Below are 26,286 nucleotides of genomic sequence, written 5' to 3' on the forward strand. Positions count from 1 at the left end.
ATTTAAATTGGCTTTCGCGGATTAAAATGACAAGTTGATAGCAGCGTTGAATGAACGAGTAACAGGGTAGTTACCTACGTCAATACCAAAACTAGTATCGGCTGCACCACCAACACCTGGATCTAAACCTTTGTACTTAGTAAAGGTTAACAAGTTGTTAGCAGAAAGAGTCAACTTCGCACGTTTGATACCAAGCTTAGAAGAGAATTTCGAAGGAATGTTATATCCGAAAGAGATATTCTGGAAACGGATGTAATCTCCGTCCTCCACATACCATGAGTTCTCTGCACCGTTGGTTGAGATATTAGATGCTGATTCCCAAATTGGAGCTAAAGCACTGTTTCCTAAAGCTGGAGTCCAAGACTGCTTAGCACGCTCTCCTTTACCAGAACCTTCGAATGAACCGTGGAAATCAGTAAACCACTTAGACTGGTTCCAGATTTTGTTACCAGCAGAAGCATATACATACATGTTCAATTCAAACGCTCTGTAAGTTAAACCTACGTTGATACCACCTGTGTAAGTTGGTACTGGAGAACCTAAATAAGTACGGTCATCTGGAGTGATTTTACCATCTCCGTTCATATCAGCATAGCGGAAACGACCTACACCTGCACCTGATTGAGACGGTGCACTAGTCACCTCAGCAGCTGTATTGAAGTATCCAAGTACTTTGTAGCCATAGAAAGAAGACAATGAACGTCCGATTTCCATACGAACTGGAGTAATACCACGGAAACCACCACCTGTTAGGTTAGTAATACCTGGAGCAAATGCGATGATTTCGTTTTTCAAGAATGAATTATTGAAAGTCAATTCGTATTTCAACTCGTTAGTAATGTTACCACGGTTAATCACTTGGAAGTCGATACCCTCGTTACGCATTTTTGCTACGTTAACGGATGGTGCTGATGCGTTAGGACCAACAACCGCAGGAAGAGGTACGTTGAATAACAAATCACGTGTATCTTTTCTCCATAAATCAAATACCAATTCCCACTTACCATTTAAGAAAGTAGCATCAATACCGATGTTCGTTGTCTCTGAAGTCTCCCATTTTGCAGCTGGGTTACCAATACGTGAACGGATATAACCTTCGTTAGCTCCTGAGCTCTGACCATCAATTGGATAGAAAGAAATATCACGTCTTGCAGCGTACAATGAATATTGGTTAGCAGGGTCTACGTTGTTTGAGTTACCCATTTCTCCCCAACCTCCACGAATTTTCAAATCCGTGATACCTGGAAGATCTTTCATGAATTCCTCCGATGTTACACGCCAAGCTGCAGAGAATGCAGGGAAAATACCATAACGGTTTTGAGAACCGAAACGAGATGAACCATCACGACGAACCACAGCTGTTAAATAATACTTCTCATTGAAGTTATAATCAGCTTTACCGAATAATGAGTAGAAATTAACTCCACTGAATAAGTTAGAGTTAACTACCGGCGACTGTACAGCATTCAATGTAACGAAGTCTAAGTCCATCGAGAATGGGTTGATACCCGATCCTGAGATACCGCGACCACGGCCTGTGTTCAATGACTCAATACCAGCTAAAGCTTTAATACCATGTTTTCTCCACTGGTATTTGTAAGCAGCCGTATTTGAGAATACCCATGCAAAAGAATAACCTGAACCTTCAGAGAAACTATCAGAAGCCTCTGGCTCTGAATCTCCTAAGTACTTGTAGTTGTAGTTAACAAAGTATGAGTTATTATACTGACCTCCGATACTAGATTTGATAATTAAATCTTTAACAGGCTCAAATTCAACATAAATATTACCTACAGCGTTAGCATTGTAGTTCTGGTCATTGATTTGGTTTGTCATTAATGAACGAACCGGGTTACGAGGGTTGTTGAAACCTGCAGCTCTTGTCGATGCAAAACTTCCAAAATCATCATAAACAGGAATAACGGTTGGCATACGATAGGCTGATAAGATCACTGACTCATCACCAGCAATACCTAATCCACCATTACCACCTGCTTGACCTCTTACTGAACGGTAAGTGAACTGTAAGTTCTCTCCAATTCTTACGTGCTTTCCTAAATCAAACTCAGAGTTAAAACGAGCTGAATAACGACGGAAATCATTTTCTAATAAGATACCTTGTTGCTCTTGAGCAGATAAGCCAATGTAGAAACGACCGTTGTCTGTTCCGCCAGAGAATCCTAACGAATGACGTTGTGTATTACCAAAACGAGTAATCTCGTCATACCAGTTAGTACCAGCTAAGTTTGGACGAATCGCAAAGGTAGTCAATGGACTAGCCGCATAAGCAGCTTGTGCAGCAGCCATGTCAACAGCTCCTCTTACACCATTTGCTCCATTAAAGTGCAAATAAGTTGGTAAAGAAGCTTGTGCTGAAGTACCATATTGTGGGTGAGAATAAGAAGCTGCTGTTCCGTTAGCTGCCGCATTGTTACGGTATGCTACGTGAGTCCAATCTGCTTGCTCTTGTGGAGTTAACATTTTTGGAGCACCTCCTACGTTAGGGTCTGTACCACCGTACAATCCATCATAAGTAATTTGCAAAGGTTTCTTTCCTTTTGTACCACGCTTCGTAGTATAAACGATTACACCGTTAGCAGCACGCGCTCCATAAATAGAAGCTGCAGCTGCATCTTTCAATACAGTAGTACTTTCAATATCATCTGGTGATAAGAAATCAGTAGAACCTACTGGTACTCCATCAACAATGTACAATGGCTCATTACCACCGAAAGCACCAAAACCACGTACACGAATAATACTGTTCGTTCCTGGCTGACCGTTCGTGATCAATGTAACACCGGCTACACGACCTTGTAATTGTTGCTCAACGTTTCCTGAAGGGGCAATTTGTAAATCTTTAGCCTTAACAATAGATGCTGCAGCAGTCGACTCTTTTTTGTTGGTTACTGAATAACCCGTAACGATAACCTCGCTCAATTGGCTAACATCTTCTTCCAATGTAACCGAAATAGAGGCTTGTGAACCTACAGTAACATCTTTCGTTTTGTAACCTACAGCAGAAATAGATAATACTGCGTTTCCAGATTTAACTGTAACCGAGAATGCTCCATTAATGTCAGTAGTGGTTCCTGTATTGGTTCCTTTTACCAATATACTCACGCCTGGGATACCTTGTGAATCAGTACCAACCACTTTACCCGAAACCTTGCGGTCCTGAGCAAATGACGCAAAGCTCCCGAGCACCATAATGGCTAGCAATAAGAAGCTTTTGAAAATTTGATAATAATTGTGTTTCATAAGTAATAGTTGATTAATTATTTATTTAAAATTATGCTTTTGATTAATCGCCATTATTAAACCATTCGACCTCCTTTCATTTTAACGTATTTAAACAATTTGTAGAACTGAACATTTTCTTAAAATAATACCAGAAGATTTAATGCAAACGATTGCCATTTGCCTTTACTTTAGATATAAATCTTCCAAGAACTTAACTATCCTACACTGTCCTATGGCACAGGATACTCCCAAATATGTATAATTCAATACTCATCTGCAAATATTAAATGCAAATTTTTAGTGGTAAAGTATTATTTGTGGGTATATAGCTTAAAAAGGCTATATAATATATTCTGTTGATTCATTAGCAAGATGTTAAGTTTCCATTATTGTTTGGTTTTGAGTAAATGGTACAAACTCCTGAACTTTTGTAGCAAAAAAATAAACTAAAAAAGCAAATAAAAGTTCGCATCAAAATAAAGATTCTTTGAAAAATCCTAAAAACGATATTCGAAATGAATTTATTAAATTTGAGATATGAATAGCTTCGACCCTAAAAGCATACTTCCTTCGCTACCAGAAGAGCCTGGCGTTTATCGATATTTTGATGCACATGATACCATCATCTATATTGGAAAAGCCAAAAATCTCAAAAATCGAATTAGCAGCTATTTTGTCAATCCAAAAAACCACGATACTAAAACAAGAAGGCTAGTCCAGCAAATCAACAAATTAGAATTCACCATTGTGCATTCCGAATTTGATGCCCTCCTACTGGAAAATACCCTAATCAAACAATTTCAACCTAAATACAACATTCTATTAAGGGATGACAAAACCTACCCATTCATATGCCTAAGCAATGAACGCTTTCCTCGCTTATTGACTGCCAGAAGAATTGATCATAAGTTGGGAACCTATTATGGGCCATTTGCTAACCCTAAATCCATGAACGCCCTGTTGGAAATGTTGCATCAGCTTTTTCCTATTCGAACCTGTTCTTTAGCATTAAAACAAAGCTCCATCGATGACGGAAAGTTTAAAGTCTGTTTGGAATACCATATTGGCAATTGCAAAGGACCCTGTGAAAATTTACAAAGCGAAGAGGACTATTTGCAATACATCGAACAAATCAGCCAAATACTTAAAGGCCATTTCCAAAAACCGAAACAGTTTTTTGTGGAGAAAATGCAAGCTGCAGCAGATAAGCTTGCTTTCGAACAAGCACAAGAATGGAAAGAAAAGTGGCAACTCTTGGAAAACTTCCAAGCCAAATCCACTGTCGTGAACCCCGCCATTCATGATGTTGATGTTTTTTCCATCGTTTCGGATGAACAACTTTCCTACATCAATTTCATGAAGGTAATCAATGGTACGATTACTCAATCCCAAACTTGGGAGGTGAAGAAAAAATTAAATGAAGAGGAAGCCGATGTATTAACGATGCTCATCTGGGAAAAAAGAGATGAATTTCACAGCAGTGCCAAAGAAATCATTTCCAATATTCCCATGGCCATTGAATTTCAAGGTGTTAAGAATAGTATTCCGCAAATGGGCGACAAAAGAAAGCTCCTCGACATGTCTTTAAAAAATGTCTTGTATTTCAGAAAAGAAAAAGCGGATCGGAAAGCTGCAGAAGAAAGTGGGGGAGACCGAAAAATGCGCATCCTCTTAACCCTTAAGAACGATTTACACCTAAGTAAACTACCTCAGAGAATTGAATGCTTTGATAACTCCAATTTACAAGGCACCAATCCTGTATCAGCTATGGTCTGCTTTTTGCAAGGGGTCCCTGCTAAGAAAGAGTACCGACTTTTTACGCCAAGAACCGTGGAAGGACCTAACGACTTTGCTACCATGACGGAAGTAGTAGGTAGAAGATATTCTCGCTTATTAGAGGAAGAAGCTGAGCTTCCTGACCTGATTATCATCGACGGAGGAAAAGGTCAATTAAGCGCCGCTTGTGATGCCTTAAATGCGATTGGAATATATGGACAGATTCCTATCATTGGTATTGCGAAAAGGTTAGAAGAAATCTATTTTCCTGAGGATAGTCTTCCCCTTTACATCGATAAAAAATCAGAATCCCTAAAACTCATTCAGCAATTACGTGATGAGGCTCACCGCTTTGGGATCACTGCCCATCGAAATAAACGGAGTAAACATTTTATCGTAAGTCAATTAGAAGAGTTAGATGGGATAGGAAAATTAACAGCACAAAAACTATTGAAGAAATTTGGTACCATCAAACAAATCAATGAAGCACCTATGGAAGAGCTCGAAAAAGTCTTGGGCAAAATGAAGGCCTTGAGCCTAAAGAACCAAATCAAAAATTGGGTCGATTAAAACCTCGATTTCTCCGCTCCTAGATCAATGTTTTTGAAATGACGATAAATTTGTAAAATGATCGCCAAGGCTACTGTCATTTCACATACACCAATCACTAAGACAAATACAGAAAAGACTATTCCCTGCATCTGATCATCTTGTCTTGAAAAAGCAATCAAATTTAAATTAGCTGCATTCAGCATCAACTCGATCCCCATCAATACAAATATCATGTTGCGCTTGAGTAACATAATACCTAAACCTACCGAAAACAATAAGGCACTTACGATCAAGAAATAGCCTAATGGAATATCATTCATGGTGTTTCGCTATATAAGTGGCCCCCACTAGGGCGATTAAAAGAAATATGCCTGCCAATTCAAATGCAAAGGAATATTCCGTTAACAAAGCCAAACCTAGATATGTCAATTTAGAAGATCGCTGTATCTCCCCTGAAAGCATGCCAAACGAAGCCATGGATCGATTTAGAATCCAGAGTAAACCCAAGAATATGGAAAGACTAATCGATAAAGCCCAAAAACGTCCCGACTGCTTGGTCCACAAATCATTGGAGACATCATATGGGTCGGTTCGAGGAGTATGTGTCAACATGATTCCAAATAGAATCAAGATCAAGACTCCCCCAACATAAATTAGTAAATGTGCCACGGCCATCACATCAGCATAGGCCATCACGTATAAACCTGCTAAGCCCAACATACAAAGAAACATAGCTAAGGCAGCATGTAATAAATTTTTTGTCCAAGCCATGGCCAAGGCGCTTGCGCAAGTCAATCCAGCCAATATCAAAAATGAGGCGATCATTGGATTCATGATTCTGTGGAGGGTGGCTTCGGTTTAAAACTTGGTTTAAAAGCAGGTTTAGCAGCTGGTTTTTCTTCTTCCACAGGCTTTTCATCCTTCGGAATCTCGGTCTTAGGTTTAAAGCTCGGTTTAAAAACAGGCTTAGCCACAGATTTTACTTCTTCTGTCTTTACTTCCTCTGAACTAGTTTCTGGCTTAGGTTTAAAGCTCGGTTTAAAAGCTGGCTTAGCCGCAGGTTTTAATTCTTCTGTCTTTACTTCCTCTGAACTAGTTTCTGCCTTAGGTTTAAAGCTTGGTTTAAAAGCAGGCTTGGCAGCAGGTTTAACATCTTCTGCCTTTACTTCCTCTGAACTAGTTTCTGCCTTAGGTTTAAAGCTTGGTTTAAAAGCAGGCTTGGCAGCAGGTTTAACATCTTCTGCCTTTACTTCCTCTGAACTAGCTTCTGGCTTTGCTTTGAAACTTGGTTTAAAAGCTGGTTTAGCCACAGGTTTTACTTCTTCTGCCTTTACTTCCTCTGAACTAGCTTCTGGCTTTGCTTTGAAACTTGGTTTAAAAGCAGGCTTGGCAGCAGCGGGAGCTTCCTCTTTTTTTGTCTCTACCGAAGAAATGGCCGCCTGTTTCAAGGCTTCTTTTTCTGCCACAAACTGCTCATATAATTGTTTCTTTTCAGCTGCTTGTTCAGGATTTAAATTAGCAAAAGAAAAATTGTGCTCCTTGACATCAAATACAGAGAAATCATATTCCGATGTCATGGTTAAACATTCAGTAGGACATACAGTAGTACAAAGCCCACAAAAACAGCATTTCGACATATCAATGTCAAATTTGGCTGCGTATAAACGAATAGGAGAACCGTCGGAAGTATAACCAACCAAACCCGTAGCTTTGATGGGTTCTATTTCAATGCAATCCACGGGACAGACCTTGACACATTTGTCACAGACGATACAATCGTCCATTTCATTGTGCAATTGATATCGTCCATTGACGGGGGTAGGAATTTCTTGGTGTGGATATTGTAAAGTAAAAACCCCTTCATTCGACTTGAAGTAATCTGGGTTTTGGATGTTTTGAATCGTTCTTTGTTTCCTGGCATTCCAAGCATGCTTCCATGTTAATGCCAAGCCCTTCCGCGTACTTGAGATCGCGGATTTAATATTTTGAAAATAAAGGGCTAGGGACGAATTCATTAGAAATATATAGCTGGGAAAAGCCCTGGATCAGACTCTCGCATCATTTCATAAATGGTATCAACCACATTCTCTACATTGGGCTTAGAGAAATAATCCCCATCTGAACTATAAGCAGGACGATGTGGAGGTGCTGCTAAACAACGCGCTGGTGTGTCTAACCAAGCAAAAGCTCCTTGTTTGTCTAAGACCTCTTGCATCATATAGGCAGTTGTTCCACCAGGCATATCTTCATCCGCAAAAAGCACTCGATGTGTCTTTTGAATAGAAGCCGATATACTTTGTGTTCGATCAAATGGCAACAAAGTTTGTACATCAACAACCTCAACAGAAATACCCATCGATGATAAGGTTTCTGATGCTTCCATTACAATGCGACACATGGAACCATAGGTTACTATAGTAATATCAGTTCCTTCTCGCAATACTTCAGGAATACCTAAGGGTACTGTAATTTCATGTAAGTTTTCTGGCATTGCTTCTTTGAGGCGATACCCATTTAAGCATTCCACCACGATACCTGGATCATCTCCTTTTAATAAGGTTCTGTACATACCCGCAGCCTGAGTCATGTTTCTAGGTACACAAAAATGTATTCCTCTCAATCCATTGATTAACACGGCCATGGGACTACCTGAATGCCAGATACCTTCCAAACGATGGCCGCGGGTTCGTAGAATCATGGGGGCTTTTTGTCCCCCTGCTGTACGGTAATGTAAACAAGCTAAATCATCTGATAAGATAGGAAAAGGATAAAAAATGTAGTCCAAATATTGAATTTCCACAATAGGCCTCAAGCCTCGCATGGAAGCTCCAATCCCTTGACCTACAATGCTTATTTCTCGAATACCTGTATCCGTAATTTTCAAATCTCCGAATACCTCTTGCAAGCCAGCAAGCGTTTGATTGACATCCCCTATTTTACCTACGTCCTCTCCTAATATAAATACTCTAGGATCTTCTAAAAAATGAGCAAAGCTTTTGTTCAAAATCTCTCGACCATCTACATAATTTGCCTCTTTTTTATAGATAGGTTTAACCGCATTAATTAGCAAAGGAGAATGTTGAGATTCACTAATCTGATGTGAACTAAATCTCCGACGATTTCTTTGCTCTAATTCACTTAACCACTTTCTGAGCAATTTTACGGCTGGCCCTTGGTAGACACGAAAGGCCCGCAACGTTTTTCTTCCTGCCCGCACTAAATCACTGAATATCGGATACGGAAGCTGTTTTAATTCATCCAAAATCGGGGATAATAAACTCCCTTCATTGGTAGATTCCATTAAATTTTGAGCTACCCGTAAAAATGCTTTTTTATCTGGTTCAATAGAAGCCATATAAGCCGCAAAAGCTTCTTTCTGGTACTTCCTTGCTTCCAAGACCGCAGCTTCTTCTATTTCTTTTAAGGTTTCCTCACTTGCAAATCCTTGATCCAGCACCCATTGACGAAACAATACATTACAATCCACTTCATGCTCCCAAGCTAATCGATCGGCTGACTTATAACGTTCATGAGAACCAGAAGCCGAGTGACCTTGAGGCTGGGTACATTCTATCACATGAACTAAACATGGCACAAATTCTTCACGAGCTAATCGAGCGGCTTGTTGGTAAGCCTGCATCAAACCTGGATAATCCCAAGCTTTCACTTGGATGATTTCTAAACCTTTTTCTTGATCATTTCGCTGAAAACCAGCTAATACTTTAGAAATAGACGACTTTGTGGTCTGGTATTCAATAGGTACCGATATACCATATCCATCATCCCAAACGGAAAAGACAATAGGAATTTGTAAAACTCCGGCCGCATTGATGCATTCAAAAAACATTCCTTCAGAGGTAGATGCATCACCAATGGTGGTATAACATACTTCTTTCCCGTCTTTGGAAAACTGTTCTTTAAATTCCGCTAAATCCGCTCTAAACTGATACATTTTAGAAGCATAAGCAATTCCCAAAGAACGGGGAATTTGCATAGCAGTAGACGAAACTCCCGCTACAGAATTGTATTGATTCGTTTGATCTAGCCATTCTCCCTGCTCATCCAGCCAACGTGTAGCATGGTGATTGTTCATTTGTCGGCCCGCCGAATGAGGATCATATTGGCGATCTGGATGTCCATATAATTGAGCAAAATACTGCGGCCAAGTTAAGTCCCCAATAGCTACTCCTATGGTTTGATCCCGATAATAACCCGAAATATAATCACCTAGTCGCATGGAGCGCGCTAGGGCTATTTGACACAATTCTTTTCCGTCGCCATAGATACCAAATTTAGCTCGACCAGAAAAAACTTCTTTTCGAACTAGAAGGCTACATTGCCTGCTGATGACTGCCAAACGGTAATCTTCCAACACTTTGTCTGGATTGAATTCAATCTCAACACGTGAAAATTGGGTTGGCTTTGGTAGAATCAAAGGAGATTTGTTAAAATTTACGAGGTAAAAATACGATAAAATAATCGTGAGCCAAATACTCAGTCCTTCAATTCTTCGATAAAAAATCAGTGAATTCTTTTGCTGAATCTTTGCTTTGTTATAGCTTTGCTACACATACATTGAAAAATTTCAAACGAAAAAGCATGAAAAAATTAATTGGTATTTTGGCTTTGCTAGTAGGTTTTGCATTTCAATCCAACGCCCAAGGAGCTCTTAAATTCAAAAAAGAAAAGCACGATTTCGGTACGATTGCCGAAGGAGTTCAAGCAACATACAGCTTTGAATTCACTAACACAGGTAATGCACCAGTGGTAATTTCCAATGTTCAGCCTTCGTGTGGATGTACTACTCCAGATTGGACTAGAGAACCCATTATGCCAGGCAAAACAGGTAAAGTAACTGCGTCTTACAACTCAACAGGTAGACCAGGAAACTTCAGCAAAACAATTACGGTGATAAATAATGGTTCTACTTCCCAAATCATTCTGATGATTTCTGGTTCTGTGAAGCCGAAAGCTTAACAGCTATTTTATCTCCAATAAAAAAGTCTCCCGTTCTAACAGGAGACTTTTTTATGCTTTAGTCCCGATTAATCAGGGCATCATTGGCTTTCTTTTGTGTTAAGCCGTTGATCCAAGAAGCAATTTTCAACACGTCTTTGGCTGGCACATGCGACATGGGAGCCATTTCCGTAGCAAAGTCTGGCCAGTTTTTAGGATTAGGCTTATAGACTAATGCCAAAATTTGCTTATCGCTGTATTTTCGTTTGGAAATATCCGTAAACGAAGGACCTATTAATTTTTCTTCCCTTGCATGGCAGGCCACACAGGTATGCTTCTTCAATAAAGCCATGGCCTCATTATCAGATATAAGCGTAGTTGTCTTAGTCTTTTCTAATTGAGAAACCTTTTTCTCAATGACCACTTTTTCTACAATCGGGTTGGTCGATGCATTTAAAACCACTTTATCTCCTGAAGGTATTTGATTTAAGGTATAATAGGCCGTTTCATGCAATAAAAGCTCGCCTGCCTCATTTTTCACCCCCGTCAATTTAAATTCATGGATGAAATATTGACGAATTTGATCCAAAACAATACGAACTTTCTTTTTATCCGCAGAAACAACAATGCCTTTAATCGCCAAATCCTTCACATCAACGATCGGACTTCCGTATTGGTGATGGTATTTATAAATATAAGATCTCAAAGCATAAGATGCCGCCTTTTTAACTGAGTTTACATCCACAGCCTGTGTAAAGCTAATTTCAAATCCATCCGTACGCGCCTCAATCATATTGATTTCAAATGGAGTTATTCCATTCCATACCAATCGTTGTAGGCCAAAATCATCTTTACCCGTTGAACCCCAACCTCTAGAAGTCATGCCCACGAACATACTTCCATCCAATCCAAAGCGCTCCCTCAAAATTCCCGACTGAAACCCTTCTCGGTAATTGATGCAGAAACCCTGATAAACACCATTCACTTTTTCTAAACCCATGCGCATCACTTTAGACTGCCCTTGGTCTGCCACAAAATACTGGCCAGGGAATGGACTAAATTTACCTCCTGTCGTATCTTGTAGAATATCGGATGTCGAAATACCCATGATAGCATGAGGAAACCAAACCGCTGGAAGCTTCAAGTTTTTTACTTTTTTAGCTGCTTCAAACATGGGTGAACCATTATCAGGAATTTCCTCCAAAGTTAGCTTAAAAGGGCTGTTGGGCTCTTTAGCCCATTTTAAACCTCCAGGATTTCCTGCAAAATCACCTTTAGCCAAATGTGTTACTCGACCCGATCCAACCCAGTCGCCTTGATTTTCGCCATAAAAAATATCTCCCTCTTGATTGATACTATACCCTGCTGGAGAGCGTAAACCTGCCGCAAAAGGTTCTAGTTTGCCATCTGGACTAATCTTCACTAACCAACCTCGCCATTTAGAAAATTTACCTTCTCCAAAACCTACCCAAGCTAAATTCAGTGTAACCCACATATCTCCGTTCTTATCAAATACTGGGCCATAGGTATATTCATGGTAATTTCCAGAAAGTTGAAATTGATAAATCGGTTCATAACGATCGGCAACGCCATCCCGATCTGTATCTGTTACTTTGGTTAATTCTCCACGTTGTGAACAGTAAAATGCCCCATCTTTATAGGCTAAGCCTAAAATTTCATGCATTCCACTCGCAAATCGTCGATAATAGGTTTGGTGGCTATCTTTTTGATATGGATTATCAATAATCCAAATTTCTCCGCGACGGGTACTCACTCCCAAACGACCATCTGGCATGGTCGCTATACCTCCAATTTCTAAGTATATATCTTGTGGAATCGGCAAGGTTTTTATTTCATAAAAATCCTTTTCGGTTTTTGCTCCGGGATTTTGAGCCCAAGCTAAGCTTGAAATGAATAATAATAAGATGCTAACTGTATGTTTCATGTTAAAATAAGGTTTACCAAATCACTTGATATGAAATACTATTTCCTGTTACCGGAATACGAACTTGTTGCTTTCCATTGGCAACACTTTGAACAGATTCTTGACCACCATTCCATTGAACGAAATACTGATTCCCATCTAGACTCACCAAACCCGACTGTACTTTTACTACAGAAGAACTAGTTCCTAAGACTAAATCAAAGGAAGGATTTGTTCCTTGTGCAGTCTTCCAACTGAGCGTTCTAGTCCAACCCGTTCCGGCAGAATTAGGTACTAAATGATCTTCTAACATCACATTGTTCCATTGGTACAAATAAACAGGTCTACCTTGCTGAATCCGATAGCCCTTGTACATCCATTGACCTGTATTGACAGAATCTGGCTGTGCTTGACCACTAGTCACCAAAGGAAACTTACCGTCTAAGACTTGATTTAAGCCCAGCGGCTCGGAAGTTTGGGGCTCTCCTCTATTTTCCCACATTTGAGTAGCATTCAGGAATTTCCCTCTCCATACTTGCAAAATGGCTCCCTGATTTAAATCATAGGAATAATGAACTCCTGATGGGTCACCTACATGAATGACATGTGTCTTTTTGACTCCTTGATGAAAAGCAAAAGAACGTTGGTAAACGGGTTCAGCATCGGCCTTAACTTCAATTAATCCTACAGCTTCTGGGTCAGGTAAAGAGGTGCGAGCGTGCAATGCCACTAGATGCGAACCAATGCGCTTGACAAATAAGCCCAATGCCCTATTCCCCCAAGAAAAATCTTTGCTAAAGCTCAGTTTAAACTGATGCTTGCCCGCACTTAATGTTTTAGCATGACTTACTCGATCTGAATACCAATAATCTCCTTGGTTCAGCACTTGTCCATCTACTTCCAAGCGGCCTTTTCCTGTCCAGTTTGTAATGAATTCATAGGAATCCGACTCTGGAACATTCAATTCGCCTTCATACACTAACAAAAAGTCCTTTTGAACTTTGATGGTCTTTCCGGTAATTTCAGTGGCTTTACCTTTCAATAAAGGAGTGGCATTATTCGCTTGCAAATTGGTAAATGCTCCCTCGTAATATGTATAGTTCAGATTGCCTAGGCTAATTGTTGGCTTTTCGTATGTTTCATACCGTAAGTTTTTAAAAGCAATTGGACCATGATCCCCTTGAATAGTAATGGGACCCATTGCAGCTTCTTTGTCAAACAAAGCACCACGAGTCATTCCTGAGACTTCGATGTTTTCTTGCACGACAATTCCATTCAAAATCACTTTTTTGAAAATAGCATTTTTGATTTTTTTACCATTGGCATCAAATCGAGGTGCTTGAAAATCTATTTCAATGGTCTGCCACAGCCCTGGCGCTTTACAAGCATTTTGTCGGGGAGCGTACCCTTCATACCCCTCATTTCCTTTGCCTCGAGCATCATCCCATCTTTCATAAATTCCACCACAATCGCCAAATTTCATACGTTGTTTTTTTCCATAAGAATCCAACAATTGTACTTCATAACGGCCTTGTAAATAGATACCTGAATTCGCCCCTTTAGGGAGCATAAAATCTAGCATCAAACGTATATCGCCATGATTTAATTTAAATTTCAAATCATCTGAGCGCTTGTATTTGCCATTTCTTAAGGTGTTGACTAAGATCCCTTTCCCTGGACTCACTTGAAAGGAAGTATCCGTATAATTAGCCTTAATGGCTTGCTCGATGGTCCAATTGGTGCTGGGTTGATCAAATGCTCCCAGGTCATTGAGAGGAATCTCCTGTTGAGCCCATGTTACACAAGGCAATAACAGTAAGAGAAAAAGTTTTTTCATTTTTTTAAATTGTAGGTTTGGGTAATCTATGGTTTAATTTTTCATTCTACCGAAAAATCAATTGGCAACTTCATCGGCACAATTGGGAATATGGTAGAAAATTTATGAGAAATATAAGAATTATTAAGTTAATTTGGATTCCATGTACCCTAAAAACGATGCCAAATAAAATTTTTAGATTTAAACCCATTTTATTACATGTCATATTCTGGGCATGTTTCTTGGCCTTACCCTATTGGATGCGACCAAGTCCTAACACCACTGACCCTCAGGCATTACAACGTTATAATTCTTGGACTTTCTTTTTTATTGCCTTTGCATTCAGTAACATTCCATTTTTCTATTTAAATACAGAAATTCTAATTCCTAAAATTTTAAAGAAAAAAGGAATCATACTATACTTGGTTTTACTTTCTATCGCTATCCCCGGTATGATCTGGGTATATTATCAATTACAAGAATTCATCATTATTTCTGATCATGTCAAAGGGCGAGGTGTCGGATTTAGAAGAGGTCCTTTTATGGGGACGATATTCCAGTTATTATTTATTGTTGCCATTGGCGTTTCGTATCGATTCTTATCGGATAATTTGAAAGAGAAAGAAATTCAAAAGGAAGAAGAAAATGAACGTCTAAAATCTGAATTATCGTTTTTAAGATCTCAGATTAGCCCGCATTTTATGTTCAATGTATTGAACAGCATTGTTTCATTATCCAGAAGAAAGCCTGAAATGGTAGAATCTGTGGTAGTTAAATTATCGGAGTTAATGCGTTATATGATTTACGAGACAACGGATGCCAAGGTAGCGATCAGTAAAGAGATGGTCTATTTAGAAAATTACATTGAGTTGCAGAAAATCCGTTTTGGCAATGACATTGAAATTACTTTTAATCACAAATTGGCTGATACACCTAATTCGATTGAACCCATGTTATTGATTCCCTTTGTGGAAAATGCGTTCAAACATGGAGTGGGTATGGTACTAAACCCCTTCATTGAAATTACGTTATTGGATGATCGGGAAAAATTGTACTTTGGTGTACGTAATAAAGTAAGTTCACAAAAAAGTGAGAAAAAAGATGATAGTTCGGGCATTGGTTTAACCAATGTAAAACGTAGATTAGAATTACTTTACCCGAATGAGCATCAATTGAAGATTACTGAAGAAGGAGAATTTTACCAGATTGAATTAGAAATCCAACACGTATAATAATGTCAGAAGAGGAATCAAACGAAAAATTTACGGAAGTTTCTTCGACCGTTTTACGTTGTATAGCGGTGGATGATGAGAGTTTGGCATTGGATTTATTGGAAGATAACATCGCCAAAATTCCTTTTTTGAAACTAGAGGCGCGTTGTCGCAATGCCTTTGAGGCCATGGAATACTTACAAAAATCCCCTGTTGATTTAATCTTTTTGGACATTCAAATGCCAGGTTTAACAGGAGTTCAATTTTTGGAAGGATTGACTCAAAAACCGATGGTGATTTTTGTAACGGCCTATCAGCAATACGCCATTGAAGGATTTAATTTGGATGTGGTTGATTATGTATTGAAGCCTATTTCATTTGAACGATTCCTCAAGGCGACTAATAAGGCTTTGGATTTTTATAAGAGTAAAAGTTCTACCCGCCAACAAAGTTCAGATACCACTAAATTAGAATACATTTTTATCCATGCGGATTATTCGTTAATGAAAATCATGTTGGATGATATTTTATACATTGAAGGCTTGAAAGACTATATCAAGATTCATTTAAAAACGCAGAAGTTCCCAGTTGTTTGTCGGATGACCATGAAGTCAATTGAAGAGAAACTCCCATCCACAGATTTTCTTCGGATACATAAATCATTTATTGTTTCCTTGAAAAAAGTGGAATCTATCCGTAACCAAAAAATAAAGATTGGGGAAAATCACATCCCATTGAGTGAAAACTATGCGGAGCATTTTTATCAAACCATTGGTTATCAAAAACAGTAATCTGGTAAAAATGTAGTGCTTAATTCTCTTTGGGTCATCCTGCATTCCTCAGTAAAAAATGTAACTTTGGTTTTTGGTAACATCAACCTATGTCTATACTTAAAAAATTAGCAGGCGAAACCCTTTCTTACGGATTCAGCACCATTCTTGGTCGTTCGCTCAATTTTTTACTGGTATTTGTACATACTTGGGCATTTTTGCCAGCTGAATTAGGGATTAATGTCAAGCTTTATGGTTATATGGCCATTGCCAACATTGTCTACACTTATGGCATGGAAACGGCTTATTTTCGTTTTGCGAAAGAGGCTCCTCAAAAATATTACAACCTGATTTTATCTGCGATCATCGTTACCTCAGGTCTATTTACTTTGATCTTATTTCTCTTTTCTGACCCACTGATGGCGCAATTAGGCTATGCTGGGAAAGGAGTCTTTTTAAAGTGGTTGGCATTGATTTTGGCTATAGATGCTATCACGGCTATTCCCTTTGCCAAATTACGTTTGGAGCAAAAAATCAAGCGATTTGTGTTAGCTAAAATTATATCGATTTTAATCAATGTGGGCTTAAACCTCGTTTTTTTAGTAGGTTTAAAACCGCTGCATGATGGCATTTGGGGTGACATTGGGCCACAATTTTTACGCGATTTATACGATCCCTCCATTGGTGCCGGTTATATATTCATGGCCAACTTAATTGCAAATGCTAGTTTATTTTATTGGTTAGGAGCTGAATTTAAGGCATATCGCTGGGAATGGAACTGGAAAGAATTTACCTCCTTGTGGGTCTATTCATATCCCATTATGTTCATGAGCTTAGCGGCTATGTTCAATGTCATGTTTGATCGATTATTACTGGAAGAATACTTACCTGAAGGCTTTTATCCAGGGCAAACCTCCCAAGATGCCTTGGGGATTTATGGCAATTGTTATAAACTTTCAGTCTTTATGAGTTTGGCTATTCAGGCTTTTAAATATTCCGCAGAACCCTTTTTCCTGGGAAAGAAAAATCATACCAATAACAAAGAGAATTTAGCTTTAGTGACCCATTGGTTTGTCATTGTTTGTACCATATTGTGGGTGGGGGTTTCTTCAAATCTCTTTTGGATACAGCAATTATTTTTGAAAAAGTCCATTTACTGGGAGGGTATTGGCGTGGTCCCTATATTATTATTGGCAAACCTCTTTTTGGGCATATATTATACTCAATCGGTTTGGTTCAAGCAGACGAATAAAACCTATATAGGAACGATCATCACCTTGGTAGGATTGGCTGTTACGGTGGCGGGTAATATTTATTGGATCCCCTCGTATGGCTACATGGCTTGTGCTTGGTCATTTCTTCTTTCCAGTGTCATCATGACCTTGATGTGTTATATAGGAGGGCAGTATTTTGACCCAACTCCCTATCGCTGGATGGAGGCATTAGTCTATATAAGTTTAGGGGCATTGGCCATTTATTCTGGTAAGTATTTAAGTCAAATTTCTATACCTCTGTTCTTTACCCAAAATGCAGGATTATGTGTACTTTTAGCATATCTGCTGGTGAAGGAATTTCAGTGGAAAGGTGGGAAGCCTAAGATAAAAAACAATTAATTTTCATTGATTCATGAAGCAAGACATTAAAATGCAATACTTGAACCTTCGACTAAAACTTAGTCAGATGGTTACTCGTTTGCAGGAAAATGAAGGCACGATTCGTGAATTAAAGGAGCAACTACAATTTGCCCAAGACAAGTTAGATCTCAAAATGGAGGAGCTGAACAAGTCGCAACGGCGATTAAAAGAATTGGAGAAAAACTTTAAAAAATCAGATAAAATTGTTAAAATTGTAGTTAATACAGATAACACAGCGGTACCGACTGCTGAACTGAAGGAAAAGTTAGACGAATATATCGTAAAAATAGATCAGTGTATTGAGCAATTGCGTCAACCATGAGCCAAAACCTACCATGTAACCTGATATTGGGCATTCAAACTATCGCGATGAAGGTTGAACCACAAGAGGAAGCATGTGTTAGGAATGCAGCAAATTTGGTTAATAGAATGGTTAAATACTATGAACAACAGACAAATAGTTCAGACCCAAGTGCTGTGATGGCTTTGGTCGCTTTGGATTTAGCCATGTGTGGCATTAAATTTGATGAGCAGCATCGTTCATTAGAATCCAACATCCTGAATGAAAACAAGCAATTGTTAGAATTGACTGAAATTTACGCCATATAACCCCTTTTTCTTGATTCAGTAAGTACGGAGCCAATGTAAATAAACCCACAGGTTCCATGATAATAGAAATAGTTATAGCCATCGTTTTTTTAGCAGGTGGTGTATTTACTGGAAAAATATTCTTTTCTAAAGTAAATAAAAACATAGAGGATGATGCCAAAAGAAAGGCAGAAGATATCCTCAAAAATGCAGAAATCTCTGCCGAAAATCTCAAAAAAGACCGAATGTTAGAGGCTAAGGAAAACTTCCTTCGCTTACGTGCTGAATTTGAAGAAGATACCCAAAACAAAAAAGGTATTTTGGTAGAAAATGAGCAAAAATTGCGTGAAAAAGAACGACAATTGGCTCAACAACAAGAGCAACAGAGGCAAGCAGATCAAGAGCTCCAATCTCAAAAGCAAAGCTTGCAATCCAAAGAAGAAAATTACCGTAAGAAATTAGAGGATGTTGAGAAAAAGCGAGTAGAAGCTGAGGCTATGTTAGCTAATCAGATTAGTCAATTGGAAAAAATTGCAGGTTTATCTGCTGATGAGGCACGCCAACAAATCATGGACGCGTTAAAAGCTGAAGCTGAAAGTAAGGCAAGTTCCTTGGTAAAACAAGCGATCGAAGAAGCCAAATTAACGGCAACAAAAGAAGCTAAAAAGGTCGTTATTGAAACGATCCAGCGTACAGCTGCTGAAAATGCAATTGAAAACTGTGTATCTGTTTTCAACATTGAGTCGGATGACGTTAAGGGAAAAATCATTGGTCGTGAGGGTCGAAATATCCGTGCACTAGAAGCAGCAACAGGTGTAGAGTTCATCGTGGATGATACTCCTGAGGCTATTATCATTTCGGGCTTTGATCCTGTGCGTAGGGAGATTGCCCGTTTATCTTTGCACCGTTTGGTTCAAGATGGTCGTATTCACCCGGCTCGCATTGAGGAGGTAGTGAATAAGACTAAAAAGAATATTGAAGATGAGATCATTGAAATCGGTGAAAAAACGGTGATTGATTTAGGGATTCATGGTTTACATCCCGAGTTAATCAAGATGATTGGACGCATGCGTTTCCGTTCTTCGTATGGTCAAAACCTATTGCAACACTCCCGTGAAGTCGCCAAATTATGTGCTACTATGGCGGCTGAATTAGGCTTAAATGCTAAGTTAGCCAAGCGAGCAGGTTTATTACATGATATTGGAAAAGTATGGCATGAAGAGCCTGAATTACCTCACGCTTTGTTGGGTATGGAGCTGGCTCAAAAATACAAGGAACATCCAGAAGTTTGTAATGCCATAGGTGCTCACCATGATGAGATTGAAATGACATCCATGATTTCGCCTATTATTCAGGTTTGTGATGCTATTTCAGGTTCTAGACCTGGAGCTCGCCGAGAAATGATGGAGTCTTATATGAAGCGCTTGCGTGACTTAGAAGCCTTAGCTACATCTTTTGATGGTGTTCAAAAATGCTATGCAATTCAAGCCGGCCGTGAATTACGAATTATGGTTGACTCGGAAAACGTGAGTGATGAAAAGGCATCAAATCTTTCTTTTGATATTTCTCAAAAAATAGAAAAGGAAATGCAATATCCAGGACAAATTAAGGTAACGGTTATTCGTGAAATGCGTGCCGTTAATTTTGCCAAATAAAAACCAAACGATTGATTATTTCATTTAAAAATCAGTTTAATGATTGGTTTATGGACTGAATTCGAGTAGTTTTACCCAACGCTGTCAAGGTTTAAAACCTTGACAGCGTTAGATTTTTAGCCCCATTTTTAAATTTAACATGGAAATCCGAAGTCCTCAAAATTCAGAAGAATGGGAAGCTTATTTTCAGCTTCGATTCAAGGTTTTACGAGAACCTTGGAATCAAGCTTTAGGTACAGAACATCTCTCTGATGACCCGACTGCCATCCATGTTTTTGCTATTGAAAATAATCAAGTATTAGGAGTAGCCAGAATGCATGAATCAAGTCCCCAACAAGGGCAAGTTCGTTGTGTAGCTGTAGCAAGTTCACACCAAGGTCGAGGGATTGGAAAACTTCTGATGAATTTTTTAGAGCAGAAGGCGACAGAAAACAATTGGAAAGAAATCATATTGGAAGCACGTGAAAATGCGGTACCATTCTATAGCAACTTAGGCTATATTATAGAAAAGGAATCGTATCTATTATTTGGGGAAATTCAACATTATACAATGAAGAAGGTCATCTAAAACCAGTATTTAATTCCCTTTCAGTATTTCCCGATCGTTTAATCACAAAGTACATTCTTCCATTTCTCTTGATAAATTAATGTCTAAAATTCCAAATAATTGATTTGTTTTCAATCAAAAGAATTTTCTATTTCTCATTATCAAAAAGTAGATTGTAAAATCTTATTGTTTTCATGAAATTGAATTAATTAAAATTCATGAACATGTCGGACTCGTTGATTCAAATTTATATACATGCAGTATGGGCAACAAAAAAAAGAGAACCATTTATTTTACCTGAATTAAAAGCCCCCTTATTTAAGCACATTGAGCAGGAGTTGGATAAAATGAATTGTCAGCTTCTCATCATCAATTCCATGCCAGATCACATTCATTGCCTATTTTCAATTTGCTCCACAAAATCAATTTCTTACATCATTAAACAGATAAAAGGTAGTAGTTCAAGGTTTATCAATTTACAATATTCCTTACCTACAAAACTGGAATGGCAGATTGGTTATGTGGCATTTTCAGTCTCAAAAGTGGCTTTGAATAAAGTATATAATTACATAAAATACCAACATGTTCGCCATGGATTTAAATCCATGGCTCATTAATAAAAAAGGCCGGGAGTTTAACTCCAAGAACAAAGTACACAATTAATTTATTCCAGCATGTTCGCCATGGATTTAAATCCATGGCTCATTAATAAAAAAGGCCGAGAGTTTAACACTCTCTGAATAAAGTACACAATTCATATATTCCAGCATGTTTGCCATGGATTTAAATCCATGGCTCATAAGAAAAAAAGGCCGAGAGTTTAACACTCTCTGAATAAAGCACATAGTTCATTTATTCCAGCTTGTTCGCCATGGATTTAAATCCATGGCTCATAAATAAAAAAGGCCGGGAGTTTAACACTCTCTGAATAAAGCACACAGTTCATTTATTCCAGCTTGTTTGCCATGGATTTAAATCCATGGCTCATAAATAAAAAAGGCCGGGAGTTTGACACTCTCTGAATAAAGCACACAGTTCATTTATTCCAGCTTGTTCGCCATGGATTTAAATCCATGGCTGATAAATAAAAAAGGCCGGGAGTTTAACACTCTCTGAATAAAGCACACAGTTCTTTTATTCCAGCATGTTCGCCATGGATTTAAATCCATGGCTCATAAATAAAAAAGGCCGGGAGTTTGACACTCTTTAAATAAAGAACAAAATTCATATGTGCCAACTTGTTCGCCATGGATTTAAATCCATGGCTGATAAATAAAAAAGGCCGGGATTTAAATCCCGGCCTCCTGTTTTCTTACCAATATTTCTTAATGCGTATGTTCCAACCCTTGCGCACTAGGTATCTGATTGAACTCAATACCTTGCTTCTTGGCATCCTTAAAAGCCTCTTTCGGTTTAATACTCAAAATCTGAAATAATTCAGCATCCGAATTAGCATCTGGATTGGGTGTCGTCAATAATACATCTCCTGAAAATATCGAATTTGCTCCGGCCATAAAACAAAAAGCTTGACCTTCATAATTCAATTCCAATCTACCTGCTGATAAACGAACCGCAGAACGAGGCATGATAATTCTAGCCGTAGCTATCACTCGAACCAATTCCCAAACTGAGGCTGTCTTTTGATTTTCAAACGGAGTCCCTTCTACTGGCACCAAATTGTTTACTGGAACAGATTCTGGGTGCTCTGGCAAATTGGCTAACGTCAATAACATCCCAATACGATCATCCACACTTTCTCCCATACCAATAATTCCACCTGAACATACCGAAATTTTTGCCTTACGAACATTTCCTAATGTCTCTAAACGATCATCATAGGTCCGCGTAGTAATCACATCATCATAATACTCTTCACTCGTATCAATATTATGGTTATAAGCATATAATCCTGCTTCTTTTAATCGCTCAGCTTGTTGCTCGCTCAACATGCCCAACGTACAACAAACCTCCATGCCAAGCGAATTCACCCCCTTTACCATGTCAATCACTTTATCAAAATCTGAATTATCTCTCACTTCTCTCCAAGCCGCACCCATACAAAAACGAGAACTCCCATTTTCTTTAGCCCGCAATGCAGCTTCAATAACCTCATTGTAAGGTAGCAACTTGTGAACTTTCACATTGGTGTGGTAACGAGCTGCCTGAGAACAATAGGAACAATCTTCTGGACAACCACCCGTTTTAATAGATAACAAAGTACTAATCTGCACTTCATTGGGATCATGATATTGGCGATGTACAGTTGCCGCTTGATATACCAAGTCTAAAAATGGCTGATTAAAAATGGCCTCCACCTCGGCACGGGTCCAATTAGTACGAATCATAATTTAAATTTTACTCAAAGATACTTTGAAAATCTTTTAACACGAAACACTATTCCAATTCCATCATATAAGGCAACATCGTTAAAAAGCCTTCACGCTTCTTCAAACGATCTAATTCAAAGACCGATTTTGCCCAAGGTAAGTTTGATTTTGCCCAACGCATCTCCATCGCTTCTGAAGAAGTAGCAGACTCTAACAGACTATCAAAAAACGATTTCGCTTTTGGATAAACGGCTACTTTATATTCCCCTGCTTTTAATTTTGATTTTTGAGCAGCTAGTTCTATGGCCTTATCCAACCCTCCTAACTCATCTACTAAACCTATTTTCTTAGCTTGCTCTCCCGTCCAAACGCGACCGCCAGCAATCGATTTCAATTTTTCCAAAGACATTTTTCTTCCAGCGGCTGCTTTGCTGGTAAAACTCTCATAGCCTTCATTCACCATATTCTGAATAATGGATTTCTCAAAATCACTTAATTTACCTGCAGAGTTTAAGAAATGAGAATGTTCATGGGTATTCACGTGGTCTTGGCTTATACCTAATTTATTCTTAAAGAAATTTTCCAAATTTAACCATTGAGCAAATATGCCAATGGAACCCGTAATCGTAGTAGGTTGAGCCACAATAGCATCAGCTCCCATTGCCATGTAATATCCTCCTGAGGCAGCATAATTCGACATAGATGCAATGACAGGTTTTACTTTTTTTGCCAACAAGATCTCCCTCCACATAATATCAGAAGCCAATGAGGAACCTCCTGGTGAATCAATTCGCAATACAATAGCTTTCACCGATGAATTATCTCTCAACTTGCGAAGCTCCTTCACAAAATCATCCGATCCAATGGACCCTTCTCCTCCACGCGTTCCTACAATCTCTCCTTCTGCAACTAAAATGGCGATCTTCTTCGTGCCTTCCACCTCTGGAATTGGGTTTTTAGCATGTAGATAGTCTGACATTTTCACCATAGTCAACTTCTCCTTGTCACCAATTTTTACCGCTTTCTTTAAAAGTGATTCAAACTGATCCCAATAACTCAATTTTAACATACCTAATTTCTCTGCTTTGTTTGGATTCATCGCTTGTAAACTATCAGCAATACGGTCTAAACGAGGTACAGAAATACCTTTACTTTGGGAAATCTTACTGAATATGACTTGGTTGATCGAACGAATGAACGACAGACTTTGCTCCTTACTTTCGGGACTCATATCTTCACGAATAAAAGGCTCTACAGCTGATTTATACGTTCCAACTCGAAACACCAAAGGTTCTATTTCCAACTTATCAAAAGCCTTTTTATAGAACATATATTGAACCGAAATTCCATTAAAATCCAATAAACCTGCCGGATTTAAATACAATTGGTTCGAAACAGATGCCAAATAATAAGCCTTTTCAGAATATGAATTAGAATATGCATATACAAACTTGCCTGACTTCTTAAATTTCTCTAAAGCATCGCGTATTTCAGATAACTGCGCATAACCCGCTATGGGAAAACTTACATCTAAATAAACGCCTTTGATTTTATCATCAACACGCGCTCTTTCCAAGGCTGATATAATCTGAATAAGTCCAATTTTTTCTGTACTAGAAAAAAACGGATTGGGAAAATCTGAAAAAGGATTATCCTCGTTCGAAGCATTCTCAGCCATCGGTCGATTTAGGTCCAATTTCAAAATGGAATTTTCTTTAAGTTCATATTCTGAATCAGAAGAACTCATGGCGGAACCTATCCCAGCCACTAGAAAAATGCTTACCAGCAGAAATAAAAACATTCCTACAATGGTTGCCAGTGTGTATTTAACAAATTGCCACATATCTATTTATTTTTTGCGAATTTGGTGTCAATACATAACAATCCATCACAAATTATGTTCAAAGGAATATTCTCACAAACAACGGGGATATGACTATCCGAAGTTTTTACGGTAATCTTCTCTAGATTGACGAATCACTTCATGCGCCACCTCTCTACCATACACATCATCAATATCCACAGCTAAAGAACTCGTCTCACCTGGTAACATTTTGTAAGTCCAAAAATAATGCCTCAATCGTTGAACAATGTCCTTAGGTGCATCAGAAATATCTCTCCATTTACCATAAATTGGGTCATCTTTTAACACGGCAATTATTTTATCATCAGCCTCTCCTTTATCAATCATACGAATTCCCCCAATAGGAATCGCTTGACATAAAATATCGCCATGTGTGATGGCACGTTCGGACAACACACAAATATCTAAGGGATCACCATCACCTTGTAAAATGTCTTTTCCAGAGTATTTTCTGGCCAACTCCGCAATTCCTTCAGCGCAATACGTTTGAGGTAAAAAGCCATATAAGGCTGGAACTATATTGGAAAACTTTTGAGGACGATCAATCTTCAAATAGCCTGTTTGTTTGTCTATTTCATATTTAACGGTGTCCGTCGGTACAATTTCAATAAAAGCCGTTACCAATTCAGGCATTTGATCTCCAATTTGAATTCCGTGCCAAGGGTGTGCCTTAAAGAAGTTTCTATTCATGGTATTTTTTCTGGGTTAAATTGCTACTCAGGTTTTAATCCTACAAAATTACAAAAAATATGCTGAAAACAGTCCTGTTTAGACATTCCAAAGCACAAAGGTTTAGCGGGCATTCCATTTAATTTAGTTAAATTCGCAGTTTGAATTCCATTGACCATGATATATCCCATCATACCTTACGGTGACCCTGTCTTAAGGAAGATAGCCAAAGACATTGAACCAGGCAGTATTGATTTAATTGCTTTAGCCGAAGACATGTTTGAAACCATGTATGCGGCAAGTGGAGTAGGTTTAGCCGCTCCTCAAATCGGCAAAGATATTCGCCTATTTGTGGTGGATGGTCGTCCCATGAATGAAGGAGAAGAAGAGGAAGATATAGATTCCTCATTAATTGATTTCAAAAAAGTATTCGTCAACCCAACCATCGTAGATGAAACTGGAGAAGAATGGGGATTTGAAGAAGGTTGTCTCTCCATCCCAGGTATTAGAGGGGAAGTATGGCGACCAGAATATGTCAAAATCCATTATTATACAGAACACTGGGAAGAAAAAGAAGAAGTATTTGAAGGCTTAGCCGCTCGAATCATTCAACACGAATATGACCATATCGAAGGTATCCTTTTCACCGACCACTTAAATGTGGTCAAAAAGCGCCTGATCAAAAATAAATTAACGGATATCACCCGCGGAAAAGTTTCTGTGGATTATAAAATGAAATTCCCTAGGTAATCGA

The 26,286-nt window shown here is 38.6% G+C and carries 21 protein-coding genes; 11 read left to right on the forward strand and 10 right to left on the reverse strand.

Going from position 1 to position 26,286, the window contains the following annotated elements; genetic code table 11:
• Positions 1-21: 21 nt before the first annotated feature.
• Positions 22-3,261, reverse strand: a complete 3,240-nt coding sequence (locus tag G9H65_RS08130) for a SusC/RagA family TonB-linked outer membrane protein (protein ID WP_166374854.1) — start codon at positions 3,259-3,261, stop codon at positions 22-24.
• A gap of 519 nt (positions 3,262-3,780) precedes the next feature.
• On the opposite strand from G9H65_RS08130, the gene uvrC reads away from it, so the two are divergent.
• On the forward strand, positions 3,781-5,589 hold the full coding sequence (gene uvrC / locus G9H65_RS08135) for an excinuclease ABC subunit UvrC (RefSeq protein WP_166374855.1): 1,809 nt from the start codon (positions 3,781-3,783) through the stop codon (positions 5,587-5,589).
• On the opposite strand, the gene nuoK is transcribed toward uvrC, so the two are convergent.
• The 4 genes from nuoK to G9H65_RS08155 all read right to left on the reverse strand — a co-directional run bounded on the left by nuoK (position 5,586) and on the right by G9H65_RS08155 (position 10,006).
• Entirely contained in the window at positions 5,586-5,891 is a 306-nt protein-coding gene (nuoK, locus tag G9H65_RS08140) for an NADH-quinone oxidoreductase subunit NuoK (protein WP_166374856.1), read from the reverse strand. The genes uvrC and nuoK overlap by 4 nt on opposite strands.
• A complete protein-coding gene (locus tag G9H65_RS08145; protein WP_166374857.1) occupies positions 5,884-6,405 on the reverse strand; it encodes an NADH-quinone oxidoreductase subunit J family protein in 522 nt (173 codons plus the stop codon). Before G9H65_RS08145 ends, nuoK begins: the two co-directional genes overlap by 8 nt.
• Positions 6,402-7,520 (reverse strand): 4Fe-4S binding protein, encoded by a 1,119-nt coding sequence (locus tag G9H65_RS08150; protein WP_235927482.1) that lies wholly within the window; start codon positions 7,518-7,520, stop codon positions 6,402-6,404. Before G9H65_RS08150 ends, G9H65_RS08145 begins: the two co-directional genes overlap by 4 nt.
• Before the next feature lie 65 nt (positions 7,521-7,585).
• Positions 7,586-10,006, reverse strand: a complete 2,421-nt coding sequence (locus G9H65_RS08155; RefSeq protein ID WP_205753282.1) for an alpha-ketoacid dehydrogenase subunit alpha/beta — start codon at positions 10,004-10,006, stop codon at positions 7,586-7,588.
• Between the two features lie 164 nt (positions 10,007-10,170).
• On the opposite strand from G9H65_RS08155, the gene G9H65_RS08160 reads away from it, so the two are divergent.
• Positions 10,171-10,548: a DUF1573 domain-containing protein gene (locus G9H65_RS08160; protein ID WP_109322144.1), complete on the forward strand. Its 378-nt coding sequence runs from the start codon at positions 10,171-10,173 to the stop codon at positions 10,546-10,548.
• A gap of 58 nt (positions 10,549-10,606) precedes the next feature.
• On the opposite strand, the gene G9H65_RS08165 is transcribed toward G9H65_RS08160, so the two are convergent.
• Both G9H65_RS08165 and G9H65_RS08170 read right to left on the reverse strand, forming a co-directional pair.
• Complete coding sequence (locus tag G9H65_RS08165; protein WP_166374859.1) at positions 10,607-12,472, reverse strand: hypothetical protein; 1,866 nt, start codon at positions 12,470-12,472, stop codon at positions 10,607-10,609.
• A gap of 13 nt (positions 12,473-12,485) precedes the next feature.
• Positions 12,486-14,288 (reverse strand): family 16 glycoside hydrolase, encoded by a 1,803-nt coding sequence (locus tag G9H65_RS08170; protein ID WP_166374860.1) that lies wholly within the window; start codon positions 14,286-14,288, stop codon positions 12,486-12,488.
• Positions 14,289-14,446: 158 nt separating this feature from the next.
• Between G9H65_RS08170 and G9H65_RS08175 the strand changes: the two genes are divergently transcribed.
• The 8 genes from G9H65_RS08175 (at position 14,447) to tnpA (ending at position 21,289) form a co-directional block, all read left to right on the forward strand.
• A complete protein-coding gene (locus tag G9H65_RS08175) occupies positions 14,447-15,499 on the forward strand; it encodes a sensor histidine kinase (protein ID WP_166374861.1) in 1,053 nt (350 codons plus the stop codon).
• 2 nt (positions 15,500-15,501) lie between these two features.
• Positions 15,502-16,269, forward strand: coding sequence for a LytR/AlgR family response regulator transcription factor (locus G9H65_RS08180; protein WP_166374862.1), 768 nt, complete (start codon positions 15,502-15,504; stop codon positions 16,267-16,269).
• Between the two features lie 89 nt (positions 16,270-16,358).
• Positions 16,359-17,861 carry a lipopolysaccharide biosynthesis protein gene (locus G9H65_RS08185; RefSeq protein WP_166374863.1) on the forward strand — a complete coding sequence of 501 codons (1,503 nt, stop codon included), beginning with the start codon at positions 16,359-16,361 and terminating at the stop codon, positions 17,859-17,861.
• A 13-nt stretch (positions 17,862-17,874) separates the two neighbouring features.
• Entirely contained in the window at positions 17,875-18,204 is a 330-nt protein-coding gene (locus G9H65_RS08190; protein ID WP_166374864.1) for a hypothetical protein, read from the forward strand.
• Positions 18,201-18,491 carry a cell division protein ZapA gene (locus tag G9H65_RS08195; protein ID WP_166374865.1) on the forward strand — a complete coding sequence of 97 codons (291 nt, stop codon included), beginning with the start codon at positions 18,201-18,203 and terminating at the stop codon, positions 18,489-18,491. The genes G9H65_RS08190 and G9H65_RS08195 overlap by 4 nt, the downstream gene beginning before the upstream one ends.
• A 56-nt stretch (positions 18,492-18,547) precedes the next feature.
• The gene (rny, locus tag G9H65_RS08200) at positions 18,548-20,125 is read left to right on the forward strand and encodes a ribonuclease Y (RefSeq protein WP_166374866.1); all 1,578 of its coding nucleotides are present in this window, start codon (positions 18,548-18,550) and stop codon (positions 20,123-20,125) included.
• Positions 20,126-20,264: 139 nt separating this feature from the next.
• On the forward strand, positions 20,265-20,693 hold the full coding sequence (locus tag G9H65_RS08205) for a GNAT family N-acetyltransferase (RefSeq protein ID WP_166374867.1): 429 nt from the start codon (positions 20,265-20,267) through the stop codon (positions 20,691-20,693).
• Between the two features lie 203 nt (positions 20,694-20,896).
• A complete protein-coding gene (gene tnpA / locus G9H65_RS08210; protein WP_166374868.1) occupies positions 20,897-21,289 on the forward strand; it encodes an IS200/IS605 family transposase in 393 nt (130 codons plus the stop codon).
• Positions 21,290-21,997: 708 nt separating this feature from the next.
• Here tnpA and bioB read toward each other — a convergent pair.
• The 3 genes from bioB to G9H65_RS08225 all read right to left on the reverse strand — a co-directional run bounded on the left by bioB (position 21,998) and on the right by G9H65_RS08225 (position 25,553).
• The gene (gene bioB / locus G9H65_RS08215) at positions 21,998-23,017 is read right to left on the reverse strand and encodes a biotin synthase BioB (RefSeq protein WP_166374869.1); all 1,020 of its coding nucleotides are present in this window, start codon (positions 23,015-23,017) and stop codon (positions 21,998-22,000) included.
• Positions 23,018-23,066: 49 nt separating this feature from the next.
• Entirely contained in the window at positions 23,067-24,842 is a 1,776-nt protein-coding gene (gene sppA / locus G9H65_RS08220) for a signal peptide peptidase SppA (RefSeq protein WP_166374870.1), read from the reverse strand.
• Positions 24,843-24,935: 93 nt separating this feature from the next.
• A complete protein-coding gene (locus G9H65_RS08225) occupies positions 24,936-25,553 on the reverse strand; it encodes an inorganic pyrophosphatase (RefSeq protein ID WP_109322131.1) in 618 nt (205 codons plus the stop codon).
• 156 nt (positions 25,554-25,709) lie between these two features.
• Here G9H65_RS08225 and def point away from each other — a divergent pair, with 156 nt between their 5' ends.
• Complete coding sequence (gene def / locus G9H65_RS08230; protein WP_166374871.1) at positions 25,710-26,282, forward strand: peptide deformylase; 573 nt, start codon at positions 25,710-25,712, stop codon at positions 26,280-26,282.
• The last annotated feature ends 4 nt before the right edge of the window (positions 26,283-26,286 follow it).

Source organism: Aquirufa ecclesiirivi (genome assembly GCF_011250515.1).
GTDB classification, from domain to species: domain Bacteria; phylum Bacteroidota; class Bacteroidia; order Cytophagales; family Spirosomataceae; genus Aquirufa; species Aquirufa ecclesiirivi.

What these genes read in the sequence shown, in the direction of transcription:
- G9H65_RS08165 (WP_166374859.1), bottom strand. Translation starts at nt 12,472, where the DNA reads ATGAAACATACAGTTAGCATCTTATTATTATTCATTTCAAGCTTAGCT.
- bioB (WP_166374869.1), bottom strand. Translation starts at nt 23,017, where the DNA reads ATGATTCGTACTAATTGGACCCGTGCCGAGGTGGAGGCCATTTTTAAT.
- G9H65_RS08195 (WP_166374865.1), top strand. Translation starts at nt 18,201, where the DNA reads ATGAGCCAAAACCTACCATGTAACCTGATATTGGGCATTCAAACTATC.
- rny (WP_166374866.1), top strand. Translation starts at nt 18,548, where the DNA reads ATGATAATAGAAATAGTTATAGCCATCGTTTTTTTAGCAGGTGGTGTA.
- G9H65_RS08175 (WP_166374861.1), top strand. Translation starts at nt 14,447, where the DNA reads ATGCCAAATAAAATTTTTAGATTTAAACCCATTTTATTACATGTCATA.
- G9H65_RS08185 (WP_166374863.1), top strand. Translation starts at nt 16,359, where the DNA reads ATGTCTATACTTAAAAAATTAGCAGGCGAAACCCTTTCTTACGGATTC.
- tnpA (WP_166374868.1), top strand. Translation starts at nt 20,897, where the DNA reads ATGTCGGACTCGTTGATTCAAATTTATATACATGCAGTATGGGCAACA.
- G9H65_RS08145 (WP_166374857.1), bottom strand. Translation starts at nt 6,405, where the DNA reads ATGAATCCAATGATCGCCTCATTTTTGATATTGGCTGGATTGACTTGC.
- uvrC (WP_166374855.1), top strand. Translation starts at nt 3,781, where the DNA reads ATGAATAGCTTCGACCCTAAAAGCATACTTCCTTCGCTACCAGAAGAG.
- def (WP_166374871.1), top strand. Translation starts at nt 25,710, where the DNA reads ATGATATATCCCATCATACCTTACGGTGACCCTGTCTTAAGGAAGATA.
- nuoK (WP_166374856.1), bottom strand. Translation starts at nt 5,891, where the DNA reads ATGAATGATATTCCATTAGGCTATTTCTTGATCGTAAGTGCCTTATTG.
- G9H65_RS08180 (WP_166374862.1), top strand. Translation starts at nt 15,502, where the DNA reads ATGTCAGAAGAGGAATCAAACGAAAAATTTACGGAAGTTTCTTCGACC.
- G9H65_RS08190 (WP_166374864.1), top strand. Translation starts at nt 17,875, where the DNA reads ATGAAGCAAGACATTAAAATGCAATACTTGAACCTTCGACTAAAACTT.
- sppA (WP_166374870.1), bottom strand. Translation starts at nt 24,842, where the DNA reads ATGTGGCAATTTGTTAAATACACACTGGCAACCATTGTAGGAATGTTT.
- G9H65_RS08170 (WP_166374860.1), bottom strand. Translation starts at nt 14,288, where the DNA reads ATGAAAAAACTTTTTCTCTTACTGTTATTGCCTTGTGTAACATGGGCT.
- G9H65_RS08205 (WP_166374867.1), top strand. Translation starts at nt 20,265, where the DNA reads ATGGAAATCCGAAGTCCTCAAAATTCAGAAGAATGGGAAGCTTATTTT.
- G9H65_RS08160 (WP_109322144.1), top strand. Translation starts at nt 10,171, where the DNA reads ATGAAAAAATTAATTGGTATTTTGGCTTTGCTAGTAGGTTTTGCATTT.
- G9H65_RS08130 (WP_166374854.1), bottom strand. Translation starts at nt 3,261, where the DNA reads ATGAAACACAATTATTATCAAATTTTCAAAAGCTTCTTATTGCTAGCC.
- G9H65_RS08225 (WP_109322131.1), bottom strand. Translation starts at nt 25,553, where the DNA reads ATGAATAGAAACTTCTTTAAGGCACACCCTTGGCACGGAATTCAAATT.